Raw genomic sequence first — 19,399 nt, 5'->3', positions numbered from 1 at the left:
GGGGTTAACAGGGATTAATGCGATACCGGCCTCCGCGTCGGATCAGGAATACAACTCCGTGGTTTCTGCCACGCCACGGAACAACACACCCCACGTACTGGATGGAATTGTCTTTTCCATCGCCGAAGTGGGGAACATGATCGTGCTGGGCGGATCCTTCACCCAGGTCCAAGCCGCCAATGGCGGCCCGGTCCTGACAAGGAACCGCCTGGTTGCGTTTAACAAGGACACCGGGGCGATCAGCACCAGCTTCGCCCCGAACCTGAACAGCACCGTGCGTTCGGTCATCGCCGCACCGGATGGCAATTCGGTGTACGTCGGTGGACAGTTCGGTACGCTCAACGGCCAGTCGGCTCCCAAGGTGCTGCGGCTGAATGTGGGCAACGGGCAACGGATCACCCAATTCAACCCGGGCCAGATCAACGCCGTGGTGCATGACATGAACCTGGTGGGGGACCGGCTCTTCTTCGGCGGCGAATTCACCGCCGTGCGCGGGCAGGAACGCCTGGGCCTGGCCGAGGTGAACGCCACCAGCGGGGCGCTGTCCGAGCGCACCAAGGTCGCCTTCACCGATACCCACCGTGGAGGGATCACCTTCGTGCACAAGTTCGATGTGGATGCCGCCGGCAAGAAGATGGTGGCTACCGGCAACTTCCGCTACATCGATGGGCAGGACCGAGTACAGGTGGGCGTGCTGGATATTTCCGGTGCCCAGACCAACGTGGCCGACTGGCAGACCGAGCGCTGGAAGCCGAACTGCTACCCGTCCTTCGCCTACTACCTCAACGATTTGGACTTCGCCCCCGACGGCAGCTACTTCGTGCTCTCATCCATGGGCGGCTACGGCAGTGGTCCGCCCACCCTGTGTGACACCATCTCCCGCTGGCAGAGTGATGACAGCGGTGCCGGCATCAACCCGGTGTGGGTGGACTACACAGGTGGTGACAGTGTCTACGCGCTGGAAGCCACACAGAACACCATTTACTTCGGTGGGCACATGCGTTGGGTCAACAACCCGTTCCGCGCCGACGCCGCCGGGCAGGGCGCCGTGGGACGCGAAGGCATTGGTGCGCTGAACGCCTCCAACGGCATGCCCATCGAATGGAACCCGGGACGCGACCGGGGCCGCGGCGTCTTTGACCTGTTGGCGACCAAGGACGGGCTCTGGGTGGGTTCGGATACAGACCGTATCGCCCGCTACGTGTACAAGGGGCGCATCGCACTGTTCCCGCTGGCCGGAGGCACTGAAATCCCGTCAGCCGAACCACCTGCACTGCCGGTGGACGTCGTGCAGGCCGGGGCGCTGTCCTCCAACCAGGATCCGCGCTACCTTTACCGCATCAACTCCGGGGGCGACACCATCCCGGCAGTGGATGGCGGGATGGACTGGCTGGGCGATAACAACGCCCCGGGCAGCAACTACCGCAGCAGCGGGAACAACAGCGCCGGCTATGACGCCGTCGGTTCGCTGAGCGACAAGGTGCCCGAATCAACGCCGCGCGGGATCTACTCCAGCGAGCGCTGGGACCCAGCCGGCGGGGAGAAGCTGCAGTACAACTTCCCGGTGGACTCCGGGAAGAACGTTGAGGTGCGGGTGTACCTGGCCGACCGGTGCAACTGCACCACCGCCCCGGGCTCGCGTGTCTACAACCTGGATGTCGAGGGCAGCCGCGCCTACAGCAACATCGACCTGAACGCTGACCCGGGCCACAATATCGGCACCATGCTCAGCAAGCGGGTGGTCAGCGATGGCAGCATCAACATCACCTTCGACCATGTCACTGAGAACCCGGCCGTAAACGGCGTGGAGATCGTGGACCTGGATGCCCAGGCCCCGGACCCAGGGGCCAGCGCACAAGTAAACGAAACCTACTTTGACGGCACCAGCGCCGCGTCCAAGGGCGCCACCAAGCTCACCGGGAACGTGAACTGGGATGCGGTGCGTGGCGGTTTTGTGGCCGATGGCCGGATGTACTTCGCGATGGCCGACGGCACTTTCGTCAGTCGAACGCTGAACGGCAATACGCTGGGCAACGCGGCCACCCATGATCTGTATGGGCTGACCAACTTCTCCAGCGAGGCGCAGCAGATGACGGGGCTGTTCTTCCAGAACGACCGGATCTACTTCACCCTGAGCGGGCAGAACGCCCTGTTCATGCGCTACCTGGATTTGGACAGCGGGATTATCGGGGCCGAACGCTTCACGGTGGCCACCGCGTCTGCGCAGGTGCCCTGGAGTGCGGTGCGCGGTATGTTCCAGGCCGGTGACAAACTCTACCTGGCCACCCCAGATGGCGACCTGATGGCCGCCAACTGGCGGCAGGGTGTCACCGACGGCACGGCCGAGGGACCCACCCAGGTGGTTTCCGGGCCGGACAAGGACGGGGCGAACTGGGCCAGTCGGGCGCTGATCTCGATGACCAGCGATGGGGCGCCGCCGCTGCCGAACAAACCGCCGACCGCGGACTTCGGCTCGGAATGCACCGATTTGGGATGTGCCTTTGACGCCTCGGGATCCACGGATTCCGATGGGGAGATCAAGGACTACGCCTGGAACTTCGGGGACGGCAAGACCGGTACCGGCAAACAGGTCGAGCACCAGTACGCCGAGGCCGGGGACTATGAGGTCACCCTCACGGTCACCGACGATGACGGGGCGACGGCGACCAAGACCGTCACGGTCACGGTCACCGCGCCTGAGAACCAGGCACCGACCGCCCAGATCACCCAAACCTGTGATCAGCTGGCGTGCGAGTTCTCCGGTGCGGACTCCAGCGACCCGGACGGTGAAATCGCCTCCTACGCCTGGAGCACCTCCGATGGCGGCAGCGGTGAAGGAGCCACCTTCAGCCACGAATTCGCCGAAGCCGGAACGTACACGGTCAGCCTGACCGTCACCGACGACCGGGGCGCCACCAACACGAAGCAGGTCGAGCTGGAGGTGAGCACCACCCCGAACTCGGAGCCGGAGGCCAAGATTCTGACCACCTGCAACCAGCTGGAGTGCACCTTCAACGGCGGCGGGTCCACGGATCAGGAGGGCGAGATTGCCTCGTACAAGTGGAGCACGTCCGATGGCGGCAGCGGGGATGCGGTGGAGTTCGTGCACAAATTCCCTGCCGGCGGCAAGTACACGGTGAGCCTGACGGTAACTGATGATGCCGGGGCCACCAACACCGTGCAGGAGGAGGTGCAGGTCAGCGCGGCAGCCAACCAGGTGCCGAAGGCTTCCTTCACCCAGGACTGCGTGTTCCTTTCCTGCACGTTTGACGGCACCCTCTCCGCCGACCCGGACGGGGAGATCACTGGCTACGTGTGGAGCGTGAACGGCACCGAGGTCGCCGAGGGCATGGTCGCAACCCACGCCTTCGAACAGCCTGGCACCTACCAGGTCACCTTGACGGTTACCGACGACGCCAACGAGACCGGCTCGGTGACCCAGCCGGTGAGCGTGGTGCAGGACCCGGGCCCACAGCCCGGAAACAACGTCTCGTTCGTCGCCTCGACGGCCAACGACGGCGCCACCACCAGCACCAGCCATACGGTGAGCGTGCCCTCCGCGGTGAAGGAAGGCGACCTGATGGTGGCGGTCCTGTCCACCAACTCGGGCAGCACCACGCTCAGCGCACCGGCCGGCTGGGAAACGCGGGCCGATGCCTCCACCACCAGCATGAGCGGGGCGATCTACTCCAAGATCGCTTCGGCCTCCGATGCCGGCAGCAGGGTGAGCGTGGGCAGCAGCGGGTATGTCAGGGGATCACTGGTGCTCTCGGCCTACCGGGACGCCACCGTTGACGGGGCCTCGTTCGCGATGCGCCCGGAGACCACCACCGGCGCGGTGCACACCACCCCGGTGCTCAACGCCCAATCGAACAGCTGGCTGCTGTCCTACTGGGCGGACAAGACCGCATCGACCACCACCTGGCAGCTGCCCGGCGGCACCGTGGCCCGGGAAACCGGATCCGGCAGCGGGGCGGGACACCTGTCCTGGATGCTGGCCGACTCCAACGGGGCAGTCTCCTCCGGGGACGCCGGCGGGCTGAAGGCCACCGCCAACTCCACGACCGCCAACGCGGTCATGGCCTCGGTGGTCCTGGCCGGGGCACCCGGGCAGGGCGGCAACGCCAAGCCGGTGGCCGACTTCGAGTGGGACTGTGACTTCCTGGCCTGCATCTTCGACGGCACCGGGTCCTCGGACCCCGAAGGTGCGCTGCTGGACTACACCTGGTCCGTCAACGGCGAAGAAAAGGCCAATGGGGAAAGCTTCAGCCACGCCTTTAGCGAAGCCGGGACCTATCAGGTCAGCCTGAAGGTCACCGACCCGCAGGGAGCCAGCGGCACCAAGACGGCCTCGGTGAGTGTTGAAGCGGACACCGCACCGGAACCCGAATCCGAGGTGGAGTTCGTGGCCTCGGCCGCCAACTCCGGGACCGCGAATGCGATCAACCACTCGGTGAAGCTGCCCTCGGGCATCCAGGCCGGAGACGTGCTGGTCGGCGTGTTTGTCACCAACCAGTACACCTCGGCCCCCAGCATCCCGGCCTCCTGGGAGCAACGGGCCCAGGTCGCCACCGCCTCGATGCAGGGAGCGATGTTCTCCAAGGTGGCCACGGCCTCCGACGCCGGGGCCACGGTGAGTGTCTCGGTCGGCGGATATGCGCGCGGCTCACTGTCGGTGGCGGTCTACCGCAACGCCACGGTGAACTCGGCCTCCTTCGTGATGGAACCCGAGGTGGGTGCGAAGGCCGAACACCAGACACCTGAGGCCACCGCGGCCAACGGGGACTGGGTGTTGTCCTACTGGGCGGACAAGACCGCCTCCACCACCAAGTGGTCCATCCCCTCGGCGCTGTCGACCCGACAGACCGGGGCGGGCACCGGGGCCGGGCACCTGTCCTGGATGCTGGCTGACTCCGACGGACCGGTCAGCGCCGGCGCCGTGGGCGGACTGACCGGCACCGCGGACAGCAGCACCTCCAACGCCGTCATGGGAACGGTGGTGCTCGGCGCCGAGGACTAGCCGCCCGGTGCGCCACAACGACGGTGGCCTGCAATCCAGCACTGGATTGCAGGCCACCGTCGTCTTGTGCACAGATCCACACGGCACGCCGCGGCAGGAATTGTTGCCCGGCCGGTTGCGCCGCAACGCGCGACATGCCGGGATCGGTGCGGTGGCGGCATGGACTGATGGGCCGGGCTCTGCAAAAATGAGTTCTGTAAACGCTGCATCACATCATGAACCTGGGCGCCAGATGAAATGGTCTGCGCCAGGGTGAGGTCACTGAGCGGCGCTGACCCATATGGGGTGGGTTTCATGGCAATACAGGGGGAGTATTGTGGGCATTGATGCCATATTGACGCTGGTCGTTGTGCTGTGCGTCCTGGGGCTGCTGGCCGCCACACGGCTGGCCGCGGACCTGATTCTGATGGGAGCGGCACTGTGCCTGATGCTCCTGGGCATCCTGACGCCCCAGGAGGCGCTCGCGGGGTTCTCCAACACCGGGGTCATCACGGTCGCCGTGCTCTATGTGGTGGCCGCCGGACTGAGCGAGACCGGGGCCGTGCAGTGGATCACCCAGAACCTTCTGGGCCGTCCCTCCAGCGTGCGCGGCGCCTACGCGCGCATGCTGCTGCCGGTCGGGGGACTGAGCGCCTTTTTGAACAACACCACCGTGGTGGCGATGCTGCTGCCCGGCATCCAGGAATGGGCGGCCCGGCTGCGCATTCCGGCCTCGAAACTTCTGATCCCGCTCAGCTACATGGCGATCATCGGCGGGACCATGACGTTGATTGGCACCAGCACCAACCTGGTGGTCAACGGGCTGCTGCAGTCCGAGCTGGGAATCTCGCTGCGAATGTTCGACATCGCGGCCGTCGGACTGCCGCTGACCGTGTGCGGGGCCCTGTTCCTGACCCTGTTTGGCAACCGCCTGCTGCCCAACCGGCAGGACGCGGTCGAGCAGATGCAGTCGGCCCGCGAGTACGCGGTGGAGTTCCGGGTCCAGCCCAATGGCCCGATTGCCGGCAAGTCCGTCGCCGCCGCCGGGCTGCGCAGCTTGACCCATGGGTTCTTGACCAGGGTGGAACGTGATGAGCACCTTGTGGTAGAGGTCACCCCGGAACTTATCCTGGACCCGGAGGACATCCTGATCTTTGTCGGGGCACCGGAGTGTGCCAGCGAACTGCGCCACATCCGCGGACTGGAACCCAGCGCCGGAGATGTCTCCAAGCTGGGGATCCGCCACTCCCAGCGCCGGCTGGTGGAGGCGGTCGTGGGACCGGATTTCACTGGGATCGGCCAAAGCGTCAAGGAAAGCCGCTTCCGCTCCCACTATCAGGCGGTGATCCTGTCCATCTCCCGGTCCGGAGAAATGCTGCGCGGAAAAATCGGGGACGTGAAACTGCGGGTCGGGGACACCTTGCTGCTGGAGACCGGAACCGACTTTGTGCGCCACTACCGTTTCCGGCGGGATTTCATGCTGGTCAGCAACATCAGCGACATCGCCCCGGCCAACTTCCGCAAGGCCCCGTGGGCGATTGCCATCCTGATCGGAATGGTCGCCCTGAACGCCCTGGGTGTCCTGGAAGTCATCCAGGCGGCCCTGCTGGCCGCGCTGGCCATGCTGGTGACCGGGTGCCTGTCCATGGGCAACGTGCGCCGGCATATCGACCTGCAGGTCATCATCGTCATTGCCGCCTCGTTCGCGCTCGGGGCGGCGATGGTGAAAACCGGGGCGGCCGCCACCATCGCCAACACGCTGCTGCTGGCCGGCACCGGGCCCTGGGGAGCGTTGGCGCTGGTGTTCCTGCTGACGCTGTGCTTTACCGAGCTGCTGACCAACAACGCCGCGGCAATCCTGGTCTTTCCCATTGCCATGGCTGTGGCCGAACGGGTGGAGGCAAACTTCATGCCCTTCGCCATCACGGTCATGATCGCCGCCTCGGCCAGCTTCATCATCCCCATCGGCTACCAGACAAATCTGATGGTGATGGGTCCTGGTGGGTACCGGGTCATCGACTTTGTCAGGATCGGGATCCCAATGAGTTTGGTGACGGCCGCCGTCACGCTGAGCGTGGTTCCCCTCGTCTGGCCGCTCTAGCCCGCACCGCCCGCCACAACGAAGGCGGGCGGCCGTGCGCCGTGTGCGCCCTTCAGCGGCCCCGCCGAAACCTAGTGGACGTGTACGGCTTCCGGCGTGTGGGCCGCCAGCAGCTCAAAGACCCGGTCGGTGGCGGTATTCAAATCCACGACCGATAGATCCAGGGTGAGCTCGGCATCCTCGGGAACCTCGTAGGGGGAATCAATTCCCGTGAAGTCCTTGACCTCTCCCGCCCGAGCCTTGGCATACAGTCCCTTCCGGTCCCGCTGCTCACATACCTCCAGCGGGGTGCTCACGTGCACCAACAGGAACCGTCCATGCGGCGCGACCAGCTCACGCACCGCCTGACGGGTTTGGGCAAACGGCGCGATGGGGGCGCACAAGGCCAGACCACCGACCTCGGCAATGCGGGCGGCAATCCACCCGATGCGTTCCACATTGGTTTCGCGGTCTTCACGTGAGAAACCCAGTCCCTTGGAGATGAAGCGGCGAATGTCATCCCCATCCAGCAGCACGGCCGGGCGTCCCAGTTGCTCATGGATGCGCTGCTGTACCGCGCGGGCCAACGTGGATTTGCCCGACCCCGATAAACCACTAAACATCACCACCGTGCCCGGGGCAGCCTCGGGCTGCTGGTGCCGCGCGGAGCGGAAATCGGCGAGCACATTCCCGGAAAGACGCTGGATCAGTGCCGCTGCGTCCACCGAAGGCGGAACTACCAGATGCCCCGCAGTGCTGCCGGAGAAAAGGCCGGACGCCGCCCGCAATTGCTTGATGGTCCCGGCATGCCCGGGACCCGAAGACCGGTCGCTGGGGCTGAGCAGCACAAAACAGGTGCCGTTGGGCAACGGCTGCAGCTGCTGCAGCCGTTGCAGGTCCACAGCCGACGGTGCCTGGTCAAAAAGCACCACGGCTCGTGGACCGAGCGGCGAAGTCAGGCGCAGTTCGCGAAACGGCCCGTGTTCGGCATCGGCCAGTTTCTGTACCTTTCCCACCGTTACGGAAGCCTGCCCCGGATCCGACTGCCGGGTGTAGGAGACCCGTACCAGCGGTGTGCCATCGGGATCGGCCAGCTGAATGTGTCCCCTCTGGCCGGGATCGGCCAAGGCAGCGTCCGGGAGTTGCGACCATTGCGGTAGGTTTTCCAGATCCAACCCCTGGTGGTCGAGCAGACCGCCCACGATGAGTTCCACGATGTCGAGCTGGGCAATATCCAGCTGCACGATCGGATCCTGATACGGGATCGACCCCATGTTTTCCCTACTTTCCCCCAAGAAGTATTCCCTGGAATCCACCCTAGAGAGCGAAAGCCATTTCGGCTAGAGCCAGGTAAAGGACACGAGTAGCGTGTAACCCCTTTCATCTGAACCCCAAACATGGATAGGATGGCGAACAACCGAGTGTCTTGGGGAAGACCTTGGATTTGTTTTGGGAGCAAAAGGGGGATGCTTCATTGGGGGATTTGCAATGCGCTATCGACCTGGCCGAAGGTGCCGGGAAGAAGCTTCTTCAACTTCGTGACCGGGCCGGCGAACTAGGCCTGGAGGGCAGGGATCTCAAGGCCGCTGGGGACAGAACAGCCCAGGAATTTCTCGCGCAATCCTTGCACCAGCTCTGTCCGCAGGACGCCGTCCTCTCCGAGGAGGCCGTGGATGACAAGCGGCGCCTCGGTAGCCGACGGGTCTGGATCATTGATCCGCTGGATGGCACGCGTGAGTATTCAGAATTCCGGGATGACTGGGCCGTGCACGTCGCCCTGTGGGAAGACGGAGAGTTGTCGGCAGGTGCCGTTGCGTTGCCGGGGCTTAGCCTTGTCTTGGACAGCGCCGAACAGGGCATGCCGATGACCGTTGGCCCGGCCCGTCCATGGCGCATCGCCGTCTCGCGCAGTCGCCCTCCGCAGATCGTGCACCAGCTGGCACAGAACGCGGATGTTGAACTGGTGCCCATGGGCTCGGCCGGCTACAAGGTCTGCGCGGTGGTCAGGGGAGAGGTGGACGCCTACGTTCACGCCGGCGGCCAATACGAATGGGACTCGGCAGCTCCGGTGGCGGTCGCCCAGGGCAAGGGCCTGCACACCAGCCGGGTCGACGGAAGCCCGCTGGAGTACAACCGCGCCGATCCTTACCTACCGGACCTGGTGGTCTGCCATCCGGCGCTGAAGCGTGCACTGTTTGAAGCCGTACACGCGTTCGCCTAGACACCTACAACAAACGTTCATTCACTGAATTTGGGGGTTCACTCGATGAAACTAAAAACTGCCACGAGTATGCGGTATCAGCTGGATCAGCTGACCGCGCTGGAGGCTGAATCAATATTTATCATCCGCGAAGTCGTCGCGGAACTGGAGCGCCCGGGACTGCTGTTCTCCGGAGGCAAGGACTCGGCGGTGCTGCTGCACCTGGCGGCCAAGGCCTTCGCCCCGGCAGCCATCCCGTTCCCGGTGGTGCATATCGACACCGGGCACAATTTCCAGGAGGTGCTGGATTTCCGGGACGCCGAGGTGGCGCGGCGCGGGGTCCGCCTCATCGTCGGGTCCGTGCAGGAAGCCATCGACGCCGGCGAAGTGGTCGAGGAACGCAACGGCTCACGCAACCGGATCCAAACCCCGGTGCTGCTGGACACCATTGAAAAGCACCAGCTGAATGCGCTGATGGGCGGAGCCCGCCGGGATGAGGAGAAGGCCCGCGCCAAGGAACGGGTCTTTTCCTTCCGTGACGAATTCGGGCAATGGGATCCGAAGAACCAGCGTCCCGAGCTGTGGAGCCTGTACAACACCCGGCTCAATCTGGGGGAGAGCATCCGGGTGTTCCCGTTGTCCAACTGGACCGAACTGGATATCTGGAACTACATCGAACGTGAAAACGTTCAGTTGCCCTCCATCTACTTCGCGCACCAGCGCCAGGTGTTCGACCGCAACGGGATGCTCTTCGCCGTGCACCCGTTCTGTCAGCCGCGGGAAGACGAGCCGGTGCGCAATCAGATGGTTCGCTATCGGACCGTGGGGGACGCCAGCCTCACCGCGGCCGTGGCATCCACCGCGATGACCGCGGCGGAAATTGTGGAGGAGGTGGCCACCACCACGATCACCGAGCGTGGGGCCACCCGCGGAGATGACCAAGTGAGCGAGGCGGCGATGGAAGACCGCAAGAAGGAAGGGTACTTCTAGACATGGACCTGCTACGCATAGCCACCGCCGGCTCCGTTGACGACGGCAAGAGCACGCTCATTGGCCGTCTGCTCTTTGACTCCAAGGCGATCTTCGCCGACCAGCTGGATTCGGTCGAAAAAACCAGCCAGGAACGCGGCTCCGAATACACGGACCTGGCGCTGCTCACCGACGGGCTGCGCGCCGAGCGGGAACAGGGCATCACCATCGATGTGGCCTACCGGTATTTCGCCACCCCGAACCGCAAGTTCATCGTGGCCGACACCCCGGGGCACATCCAATACACGCGAAACATGGTCACCGGCGCCTCCACCTCCGATCTGTCCATTGTGCTGGTTGACGCCCGCAAGGGGATGGTGGAGCAGTCCCGGCGTCATGCCTTCCTCGTTTCCCTGCTGCAGGTCCCGCACCTGGTGGTGGCGGTGAACAAGATGGATCTGGTCGACTGGTCCCAGGAGGTCTTTGAAGACATCCGCCGGGAATTCGTGGACTACGCGGCTCGCCTGAACATTGCCGACATCCAGGTGATACCGGTCTCGGCGCTCACCGGCGACAATGTGGTCACCCGTAGCCAGAACATGCCCTGGTACGAGGGGGCTTCGCTCATGCACCATCTGGAGAACGTGCAAACCGCCAGCGACTCGAACATGGTGGATGTGCGCTTCCCCGTTCAGTATGTGATTCGTCCGCACAACAACGACTACCACGACTTCCGGGGGTACGCCGGCCAGGTAGCCAGTGGAGTGATGAAGGCGGGGGACGAGGTCGTGGTACTTCCCAGCGGGTTGCCATCGACGATCAAGGAAATCAGCACCGCCGATGGGCCGGTGGAACTGGCCTACCCACCAATGTCGGTCACGGTGCGGCTCGAAGATGAAGTCGATATCTCCCGCGGTGACATGATCGTGCGCCCCAACAACCAGCCAAAGGTGGCCCAGAATTTCGAGGCCATGATCTGCTGGATGAGTGATAAGCCCATGAAAGTGGGGCAGAAGCTGGCGATCAAACAGACCACCAAGACCGCCAGGGCCCTGGTCAAGGAACTGCGTTACGGCCTGAACATCAACACGTTGCATCGAGACGAAGAAGCTACCGGACTCGCGCTGAACGAGATTGGCAGGATTTCCATGCGGACCACCCAGCCGTTGTTGGCCGATGAATACCATAAGAACCGCACGACCGGGGGCTTCATCCTGATTGATGAAATCACCAACAATACTGTTGCTGCGGGAATGATTATCGAAGCGGCCTAAACAGGCGCATGGCGTGAGGCGCTGAGCGATGTAAGAAGACACCGCTCAGCACCTCATGCTGTGGGGAGAAGCACGAGCAGAACGCCTGGCAGAGTGACCTGCTACACCTATGAGACAACAATGTAGAGACTAAGTGAAACTTTTCACAAAGTAGGCGAACCGGTGCGTAACATCTGAAAAATCAAGGGAATCGGAGCATCCGAGGCACTACTGTGGATTGCGGAGCCGGTCGCTGTTGACCGTATCCGCGTAAGCATCCAGCCCAATGAAATCGCAAAGGTGCCACCCTCGTGTCTGACAACAAGCCCGTAGTACTTCTGGCCGAACAGCTCTCTCCTGCAACTGTTGCCGCTCTAGGCCCAGACTTTGAAATTCGTCAGACAGACGGGGCGGATCGTGCCCAGCTGCTGGACGCGATCAAGGACGTCGACGCGATTATGGTTCGCTCGGCAACTCAGGTTGATGCCGAAGCCCTGGCCGCAGCCAAGAACCTGAAGGTGGTGGCTCGCGCCGGCGTGGGCTTGGATAACGTCGATATCAAGGCCGCGACCCAGGCTGGCGTGATGGTGGTTAACGCGCCCACTTCCAATATCATTTCCGCGGCCGAACTCACCGTGGGCCACATCGTGTCGCTGGCGCGTCGGATTCCTGCGGCCAACGCGTCCCTGAAGGGCGGTGCGTGGAAGCGCAGTTCCTTCACGGGAGTGGAGCTTTTCGAAAAGAAGGCCGGCATTATCGGCCTGGGGCGTATTGGTGCCCTGGTGGCGCAGCGCCTGCAGGGCTTCGGCATGGACATCGTTGCTTATGACCCCTACATCACGCCTACGCGAGCCCAGCAACTGGGCGTAACACTGTTGAGCTTGGACGAGCTGCTGGAACAGGCGGACTTCATTACCATCCACATGCCTCGTACTCCGGAAACGATTGGCATGCTCGACAAGGAAGCCTTCGCCAAGATGAAGAAGAGTGCCTATGTAGTGAATGTCGCCCGCGGTGGACTTGTGGATGAGGATGCACTGTACGAGGCTCTGAAGAACGAGCAGATTGCCGGTGCCGGCATTGACGTCTTCGTCAAGGAACCGAGCACCGACCTGCCGTTCTTTGAGTTTGATAATGTCACCGTCACTCCGCACCTTGGTGCTTCCACCGATGAAGCGCAGGAAAAGGCCGGCGTATCCGTGGCAAAGTCGGTGCGACTGGCCCTTGCGGGGGAGCTGGTTCCGGATGCTGTCAACGTCGCTGGGGGAGTGATCGATGAGAATGTTCGCCCGGGTATCCCGTTAATTGAGAAGCTTGGGCGCATCTTCAATGCTCTCGCCGTTGGATCACTTACCAGCATCGATGTTGAGGTAGCCGGCGAAATCGCGGCCCTCGACGTGAAGGCTCTGGAGCTCTCTGCACTAAAGGGCGTATTCATGGATGTCGTTTCTGAGCAGGTCTCCTACGTCAATGCACCCGTGCTTGCTGAACAGCGCGGCGTAGCAACCCGGCTCATCACGACGGCGGAATCACCAGAGTACAGGAACCAGCTGACGATTAGGGGTGCGACGAACGAAGGTGCGCAGCTGTCCGTAGCGGGAACCTTGACCGGGCCTAAGCAGATCGAGAAGCTCGTTGGAATCAACGGTTATGAAATTGAGATTCCTATTTCGGATCACATGATTGTGCTTAGGTACAACGACCGGCCGGGTGTCGTGGGAAGCCTCGGGAACGAGTTGGGGGAGCAAAACGTTAATATTGCGGGAATGCAGGTGGCTCGCGACGAGACACTTGGAGAAGCGGTAGCTGTGATCAATATCGATTCTGCTTTGCCCGAGAGGGTTTTGGATCTAGTCGCCAGTGCGATAGGTGCTTCTATCGCTCGCGAGATCAATTTGGCTGAGTAGGTTTCTAAGCAGTGACCTTCGCGCTGGATCGATCCTCTACCAAGGCTATCGTAACACTTTGAGTAGGTGTAGTCTCCAGTGAGGTTGGGTACGCGGCTGGCTGGTGATCGACCTTTGAGTGAGGTGTGGCCTCTGTGGTGATTGTAGTCGTGTAGCCATCCATGGAACGCTTTAACCCGCTCGGTTTCCGAGGCGTAGGGCCTGGCGTAGGCCCATTCTTCGAGCATCGTGCGGTTGAACCGTTCGACTTTGCCGTTGGTCTGCGGGCGGTACGGCCGGGTTCGCTGGTGTTTGATGGCCTGGCCCAACGCTTCGGCAAACATCTTTGAGCGGTAACAGGAGCCGTTATCGGTCATCACGCGCTTGACCGTGACCCCCACCGAGTCAAAGTATGCGTTGGCCCGCCTCCAGAACCCGGCCGCGGTTTCCTGCTTCTCATCAGTGAGGATCTCAGTGTAGGCCAGCCGAGAATGGTCATCGACCGCGTTGTGCAGGTACGCGTAACCAGGACGCCGGTTGGAGGGGGTGCCAGCCTTGTTCTTCTTCCCTGCCGGCCGGCCAAGGACTTTATGGCCACCGCCGTCAGGGATCCGCCCAAGTTTCTTGATGTCCACGTGGATCAGGTCCCCGGGGTTGGCGTGTTCGTAACGGCGTACTGTGCGTCCCGTGGCCCGGTCCTGCCAGGTGAGCTTCGATAGCCCGTAGCGCGAGAGCACACGATGAACTGTCGAGGGATGCAGGCCCAGTTTGTAACCGATACGGTCCGGCCCCCACCGGTAATTCACTCGTAGTGCGATGATCCGACGTTCACGGCGTAGCGGGGTGCGTGCCGGACTGGTGTGCGGGCGGCTGGAGCGATCCTGCATGCCAGCTTCGCCCTCGAGCCGGTAGCGTTCGGCCCATCGTCTGGCCGTGCTGACCGCGACTTGGAACCGCTCAGCGGCCCTACGGTGGCTCCTACCATCGGTAACGATGCGCTTAGCTAGTTCCAAACGTCCTTTGGGCGCAAGGAAGGCGTTAGAGTGGGACATGAAGACCTCCGGGTGAGAAGTGAACTCTTAGACAAGCTCCACCTCACCCGGAGGTCTTCTTTATGTCACCTAGCCAAGCCGTGTGTACCTAACGTCCGGGTGCATCTAGGGATTCCTCTTCGGCGTTCGCGGCCCACAATACAGCGTGTATCGCATCGCTGTCTCTGATCTGGTTTCGGGCGTGTCGTAGGGCAGGAAGAAGTCGACGTCTTTACGAGAATGGTAGTTTCCTCACATACCATTCATGTAAGTCCTCGATGTTCCCCCTTACTATCTTCACCACCTCCGAATGGGTCTTCTGAAGGTCCAGTTATCATTGGGGTTTATGTCACCAGCGCGACGGACTCGATCCTTGTAGCTTCGAATTGCACCCGGCTATTTTCCCTAACCATGGCTGCTTGCGCTTACGATGAAACTTACCCTCCAGTCAGGCCACGACTGCCAAGCGCAGCTTTTTACAACTGGATCACCATTGCTAGCCCAGCGCGTTCTTCTGCAGCGGACTGAAGAATGATTTCATGGCTGCATTATCAGCAGTTGCCCCGACCGGTCCCATGGAAACGAGCAGACCGTAGCGCTTCATGGTCTAGGTGAGTTTCTTGGATCGTAATCGGATGAGTTCAACGGGTCGTTGCGACACCAACGGTTTTGAGGGATTGTATCTGTTCGGCGAAGACCTTCTCTCGAGTCTTCCATCCCAGAACTTTCCGAGGCCGGTTGCTCAACGAGTGAGCGACAGCCACGCGATCCTGCGCCGACTACCGGGACAGGTCCGTGCCTTTCGGGCAGTACTGACGCAGCAGCCCGTTCGTATTCTCGTTCGTGGTGCGTTGCCAGGGCAAGTACGGGTCGGGGAGAATATCTTCGTACCGGTATCGTCGGATAAATGGGCGTGCGGAGACGGCTCGTTGCCCCGATCCTAGGTTAGAGTTTTGCGCAGCTGATCCGATAGACGTGTCATCGAGGCCGCCAAGGCGGCGTTCATCGTGTCGGCCCCTTAGCCACCCAGGGATAGGCCGTTCTTCATCGATTAGGGTCGCGCCCCACCAGTTGAGCCTGAACAGATGTAGCAGCAGCGTGGATCGGCTACTGTGCTCGTTGAGCGTCCTGATCGCCGAGCGGTTCGAGCCGATGGACAGAACCGCTTGCCAGTGACCGAGAATCGCACGGTCAGTGGCTTCCGCAGGGCGTTTACTGAGGACGACGTCGGCGATGGCATGTCCCTGAGTCTTTTCTGTGACGCGCCCGAGGTCGGCGCAGCGCGCGGCCGGTGCGCATGCAGGTCACCACCTCACACACGAGCGCGGCATCAGCAGACGGTGAGAGATCTGCGCCGGGCTCCGCTAGATCGCTGATCGCCGATCCTTCCGGTGCGGCTGGGTCCGACCTAACCCGCAATCTCCGGCCACCCCACGCAGCGGTACCCGCGGCGCGATTTACCAACCCGTCGGAGCGATCCTAGACCTACTCCAATTCCGAACGTAGGTCACCAGCTGGGCAACTTTCGGCCCTCTGACCGCCTGTTGCTCTTTCCACTGCGCGGTCGTTGTCCGATACTCCTGTTTGCCGCAACGAGTGACCGAGTTCCGACACACCGCGCCGGATACTGTCCCGGTGCCTTTGGAACGCAGGATCGGAATCACCTCAAGCTCCTCGAATGAATGGTATTGGCCGGTGGGCCCGGTGAAAGAGATCGGAGATATACCGTCTGCGTGACGAAACCATCGCGTCCTCACCGGCACCGACATGCCTACCGCTAACGACGCTTCCGCTGCCTTGGCACCCGTCGCGATCGTACGCCGAAACTGACTTTGCACAGCCCGAGACGGGCAGGACCACGGTTGCCATCAATGAACACCTCCAAGACCAAGGTGTTGCGGCAACCAACTGACTCGGCCATGTCTTCCGCGGCCTGAGTGAACATTGGTGCGACGCGGATGGGTTCGGCAATGGCATACCTACAGTGGCGGCAATTACGTTACCGTGATCATTGATTTGGCCCGACGATTTCGTAAAATCCGTGCTGTAACAGGTAGAATATGAATATGCCCAAACCGATCTTTTCCGCTGTAATCGCGGCCTACCAAATCGAGAACTACGCAAATGACCTGTTCCGAAGCATCGAAGAACAGACATTAGACGACCACGTACTTGAGGTCATTGTGATAGACGATGGCTCAAAAGATCGAACTCTCGAGAAAGCAAGAAGATGGGCTCACAAATCTCGTTTCACAGTAACCGTTGAAACTCAGGAGAATGCGGGAGTAGCTGCCGCAAGGAACCGTGGTATTGATCTAGCCAATGGAGAATGGATTGCCTTCGTCGACTCTGATGACGTACTGGATAGGTCATATTTTCTCGCTTTAGCTGAGTTCCTCAAACGCGACGTGAATAATGCAGCCTCAATGCTCACTAGCCGTTCCCTAATATTCAATGAGAGAAAGGGAATTGCTCAGGACAATCATCCGCTGGCATGGAAATATAGACGTGGCGACCGTTTAGTAAGCTTACTGCGAGAGCCTCATGTTATCCATTTAGGGGGTCACTCAACGATTGTAAAAAGCAATATTGTTCACGATAACAATATCCGGTTTTCACCATTGGTAAAGCCCGCTTTCGAGGACGCTCATTTTATTGGTATTTATCTTGCGCAATTTAAAGAGCCGGTATTAGGACTGGTTGCTTCAGCTCGCTATTATTACCGAAAGAGAGCAAACGGATCGTCACTCATTGATACCACTTGGACCAAAACCGAGAAGTTCACGAATGAACCCAAATATGGACACCTTGGACTACTTGAATATCTCAGTGAACACACGGGCAGTGTGCCAGTTTGGGCGCAAAATATGGTTCTATACAGTCTCTATTGGTATTTTAGAGCTGATCGATCACTGAGTTCCCCTTTGAAAAACGTCCCACAAGAATTATTGGACGAATTTTGGAATTCGTTATATAAAATTTTCGAATATATTGATGCGGATGTCATTAGAGCATTCAACCTCGTCGATTATGGCTGGGCTTTGAAGGAGGGAATTCTAAAACATTTTAAGAACGAATCTATTGTTTCTTCTAAAAATATTGTCGGATATATGTGGAATGCTGATGATATTCATCGAAGCACACGTAAAATTGGGTATAGCTACGTCGGCACACTACCTTCAGAAAGAATTTTTTTAGAAGGACAATATTCGGAGCATGCGATCACAAAAAGCATGCGCCACGAAGCTTTTGGCCGCACGTTGATGTATGAACGTATCATTATTCTGCCTAGAGTTTCTAAAGTCGAGATTTATCTTGACACGCAAAAACTAAGGATTGTAAAACCACAAGCCGACCGAAAAAAAATCACATATTTTCAAGGTAGTCCACCACGATTGCAACTCAGTGCAGGAATATATAAGCAATCAGCCTCAGAGCTGGTTCGCAAAGCAAAACATGAGCGTGGTGTCGCACAATTGCGCGTAGGGGCGAAAGCGTTATGGCTAAAAATAAGAGAAGAGTCGTGGATCACAGGTAAAAGCGTCTTTAGAGTAGCGTATCGAGTGGGTGTTCGCCTACTAACGGCCTACCGAGGTCGTCTTGATCGCAAAAAACTCAAGAAAGCAGACCTGGTCGCCCTCAATATTGCGAATAGTTTCGATTCCCGGCGGAAGTACGAGGACGCGTGGATTATCGCTGACCATCCAGCCAGGGCTGACGATAACGGTGAACATTTCTACCGCTACTTAATGAAGGAGCATCCGGCAACCAACGCTTTTTTCTTGATTAAGCGGTCGAGCCCAGATTGGGATCGTCTCGTCGAGGCAGGATTTAGGCTCATAGAATATCGCAGCCAGGAAGCGGTTAACGCGGCCCTAAACGCAAAGTACATAATTTCGTCGCACATCGATGCTGGGATTTATGACCCTGTTAGCCGTCAGCGATTCGGGCCGTCGCCCGCAAGACGCATCTTTCTACAGCATGGAATGGTTATGAATGACCTCTCCCGATGGCTGAACACTAAGGGTCTTGCACTGATGATCTCAAGTAGCCCGTATGAGTATGAACATTTTGCAGGGAATGAAAGTGCGTATAAATTCACGCCCAAAGAAGTTGTTCTGACTGGTCTGCCTCGACATGATGCTCTCGTCCGTGCGAAGTCAAGTTTTACGGGGTCGCGTCGATATCTGTCATTCATACCTACATGGCGGCAAGCGCTCGTTTCGGAAATCAAGCTAGCCGGTAGTCGCGATGCTAGACGAAAAGTGTTGGAGAGCAGTGATTTCTTCATTAGTTGGAAAAAGTTAGTCAGTAACGAAAAATTAATGGAACTTTGCTTGCGGAAAAATCTTGAAATAAGGTTCGTTTTGCATGACCATTTTGCGCCTTATAGTGACTTGTTCGATTTTGGGCCTCGAGTTAAAGTTATGTCTTTCAAGAACGTTGGAGTTCAAAACTTTCTAATAAACAATCGCGTTGTTATTACTGATTATTCATCCATTGCCACGGAAGCCGCTATATCGGGATCTCCTGTCGCGTACTATCAATTTGATAAAGAATCAATTTATGGTAATGGCCATACGTTTAGCCGGGGATGGTTTGATTATGACTGTAACGGATTTGGACCGGTACTCACGGAATCCACACAAGTGGTCGATTGGCTAGAAGATCTCATCAGTTTGAACTGGACTCCGTCTTCCAAGTACATTAGCCGATTGGAGGAGACGCTACCATATCTTGATGGTCGTGCGTGCGAACGGGTTTTTGAAGCCATTGGCCGACTGGATGAAAATGTGTTTGAAGAAACCGAAGTACAGTTCTAGTATCAGTGACTCTAAAAAATTGATACTCAAGCTTCTTGCCGAATAGGGCGAAATGGTACCTCTATTCCAGCTACCTGGTACCGACGTCTTCCGCCTACCAGGTACCACCATTCCGGCTTGTTGGTACCGCCTTCACGCATCGGCATCGTTCTGGGACC

General features: G+C 59.7%; 8 protein-coding genes and 3 pseudogenes. 7 read left to right on the top strand and 4 right to left on the bottom strand.

Annotated features, from left to right (window positions below; translation table 11 throughout):
- Nucleotides 1-58 precede the first annotated feature (58 nt).
- Nucleotides 59-5,020, top strand: coding sequence for a PKD domain-containing protein (locus RCJ92_RS01545; RefSeq protein ID WP_446753560.1), 4,962 nt, complete (start codon nt 59-61; stop codon nt 5,018-5,020).
- Between the two features lie 316 nt (nt 5,021-5,336).
- Entirely contained in the window at nt 5,337-7,100 is a 1,764-nt protein-coding gene (locus tag RCJ92_RS01540; protein ID WP_138178270.1) for an SLC13 family permease, read from the top strand.
- A 71-nt stretch (nt 7,101-7,171) separates the two neighbouring features.
- Here the strand turns inward: RCJ92_RS01540 and cysC are convergent, their stop codons facing one another.
- Entirely contained in the window at nt 7,172-8,353 is a 1,182-nt protein-coding gene (cysC, locus tag RCJ92_RS01535) for an adenylyl-sulfate kinase (protein ID WP_446753559.1), read from the bottom strand.
- Nucleotides 8,354-8,505: 152 nt separating this feature from the next.
- Between cysC and RCJ92_RS01530 the strand changes: the two genes are divergently transcribed.
- The 4 genes from RCJ92_RS01530 to serA all read left to right on the top strand — a co-directional run bounded on the left by RCJ92_RS01530 (nt 8,506) and on the right by serA (nt 13,408).
- A complete protein-coding gene (locus tag RCJ92_RS01530; RefSeq protein WP_446753558.1) occupies nt 8,506-9,300 on the top strand; it encodes a 3'(2'),5'-bisphosphate nucleotidase CysQ in 795 nt (264 codons plus the stop codon).
- Nucleotides 9,301-9,345: 45 nt separating this feature from the next.
- Complete coding sequence (cysD, locus tag RCJ92_RS01525) at nt 9,346-10,269, top strand: sulfate adenylyltransferase subunit CysD (protein WP_446753557.1); 924 nt, start codon at nt 9,346-9,348, stop codon at nt 10,267-10,269.
- Nucleotides 10,270-10,271: 2 nt separating this feature from the next.
- The gene (cysN, locus tag RCJ92_RS01520; RefSeq protein ID WP_446753556.1) at nt 10,272-11,522 is read left to right on the top strand and encodes a sulfate adenylyltransferase subunit CysN; all 1,251 of its coding nucleotides are present in this window, start codon (nt 10,272-10,274) and stop codon (nt 11,520-11,522) included.
- Nucleotides 11,523-11,812: 290 nt separating this feature from the next.
- The gene (gene serA / locus RCJ92_RS01515; RefSeq protein ID WP_446753555.1) at nt 11,813-13,408 is read left to right on the top strand and encodes a phosphoglycerate dehydrogenase; all 1,596 of its coding nucleotides are present in this window, start codon (nt 11,813-11,815) and stop codon (nt 13,406-13,408) included.
- Nucleotides 13,409-13,476: 68 nt separating this feature from the next.
- Here the strand turns inward: serA and RCJ92_RS01510 are convergent.
- From RCJ92_RS01510 to RCJ92_RS01500, 3 pseudogenes are all read right to left on the bottom strand, one after another.
- A pseudogene (locus tag RCJ92_RS01510) lies at nt 13,477-14,439 on the bottom strand (IS481 family transposase); the annotation flags it as partial.
- Nucleotides 14,440-14,762: 323 nt separating this feature from the next.
- Nucleotides 14,763-15,025, bottom strand: a pseudogene (locus RCJ92_RS01505) (IS3-like element ISAar45 family transposase); the annotation flags it as partial.
- A 34-nt stretch (nt 15,026-15,059) separates the two neighbouring features.
- Nucleotides 15,060-15,744, bottom strand: a pseudogene (locus RCJ92_RS01500) (IS30 family transposase); the annotation flags it as partial.
- Between the two features lie 740 nt (nt 15,745-16,484).
- Between RCJ92_RS01500 and RCJ92_RS01495 the strand changes: the two are divergent.
- Nucleotides 16,485-19,241, top strand: coding sequence for a bifunctional glycosyltransferase/CDP-glycerol:glycerophosphate glycerophosphotransferase (locus tag RCJ92_RS01495; RefSeq protein ID WP_446753554.1), 2,757 nt, complete (start codon nt 16,485-16,487; stop codon nt 19,239-19,241).
- Nucleotides 19,242-19,399: the final 158 nt, after the last annotated feature.

Source organism: Glutamicibacter sp. BSL13 (assembly GCF_052928425.1).
This window is presented reverse-complemented; position numbering and strand designations above follow the sequence as displayed.

Coding starts and splice junctions, on each gene's coding strand:
- cysC (WP_446753559.1), bottom strand. CDS start 8,353: ATGGGGTCGATCCCGTATCAGGATCCGATCGTGCAGCTGGATATTGCC.
- cysD (WP_446753557.1), top strand. CDS start 9,346: ATGAAACTAAAAACTGCCACGAGTATGCGGTATCAGCTGGATCAGCTG.
- cysN (WP_446753556.1), top strand. CDS start 10,272: ATGGACCTGCTACGCATAGCCACCGCCGGCTCCGTTGACGACGGCAAG.
- RCJ92_RS01495 (WP_446753554.1), top strand. CDS start 16,485: ATGCCCAAACCGATCTTTTCCGCTGTAATCGCGGCCTACCAAATCGAG.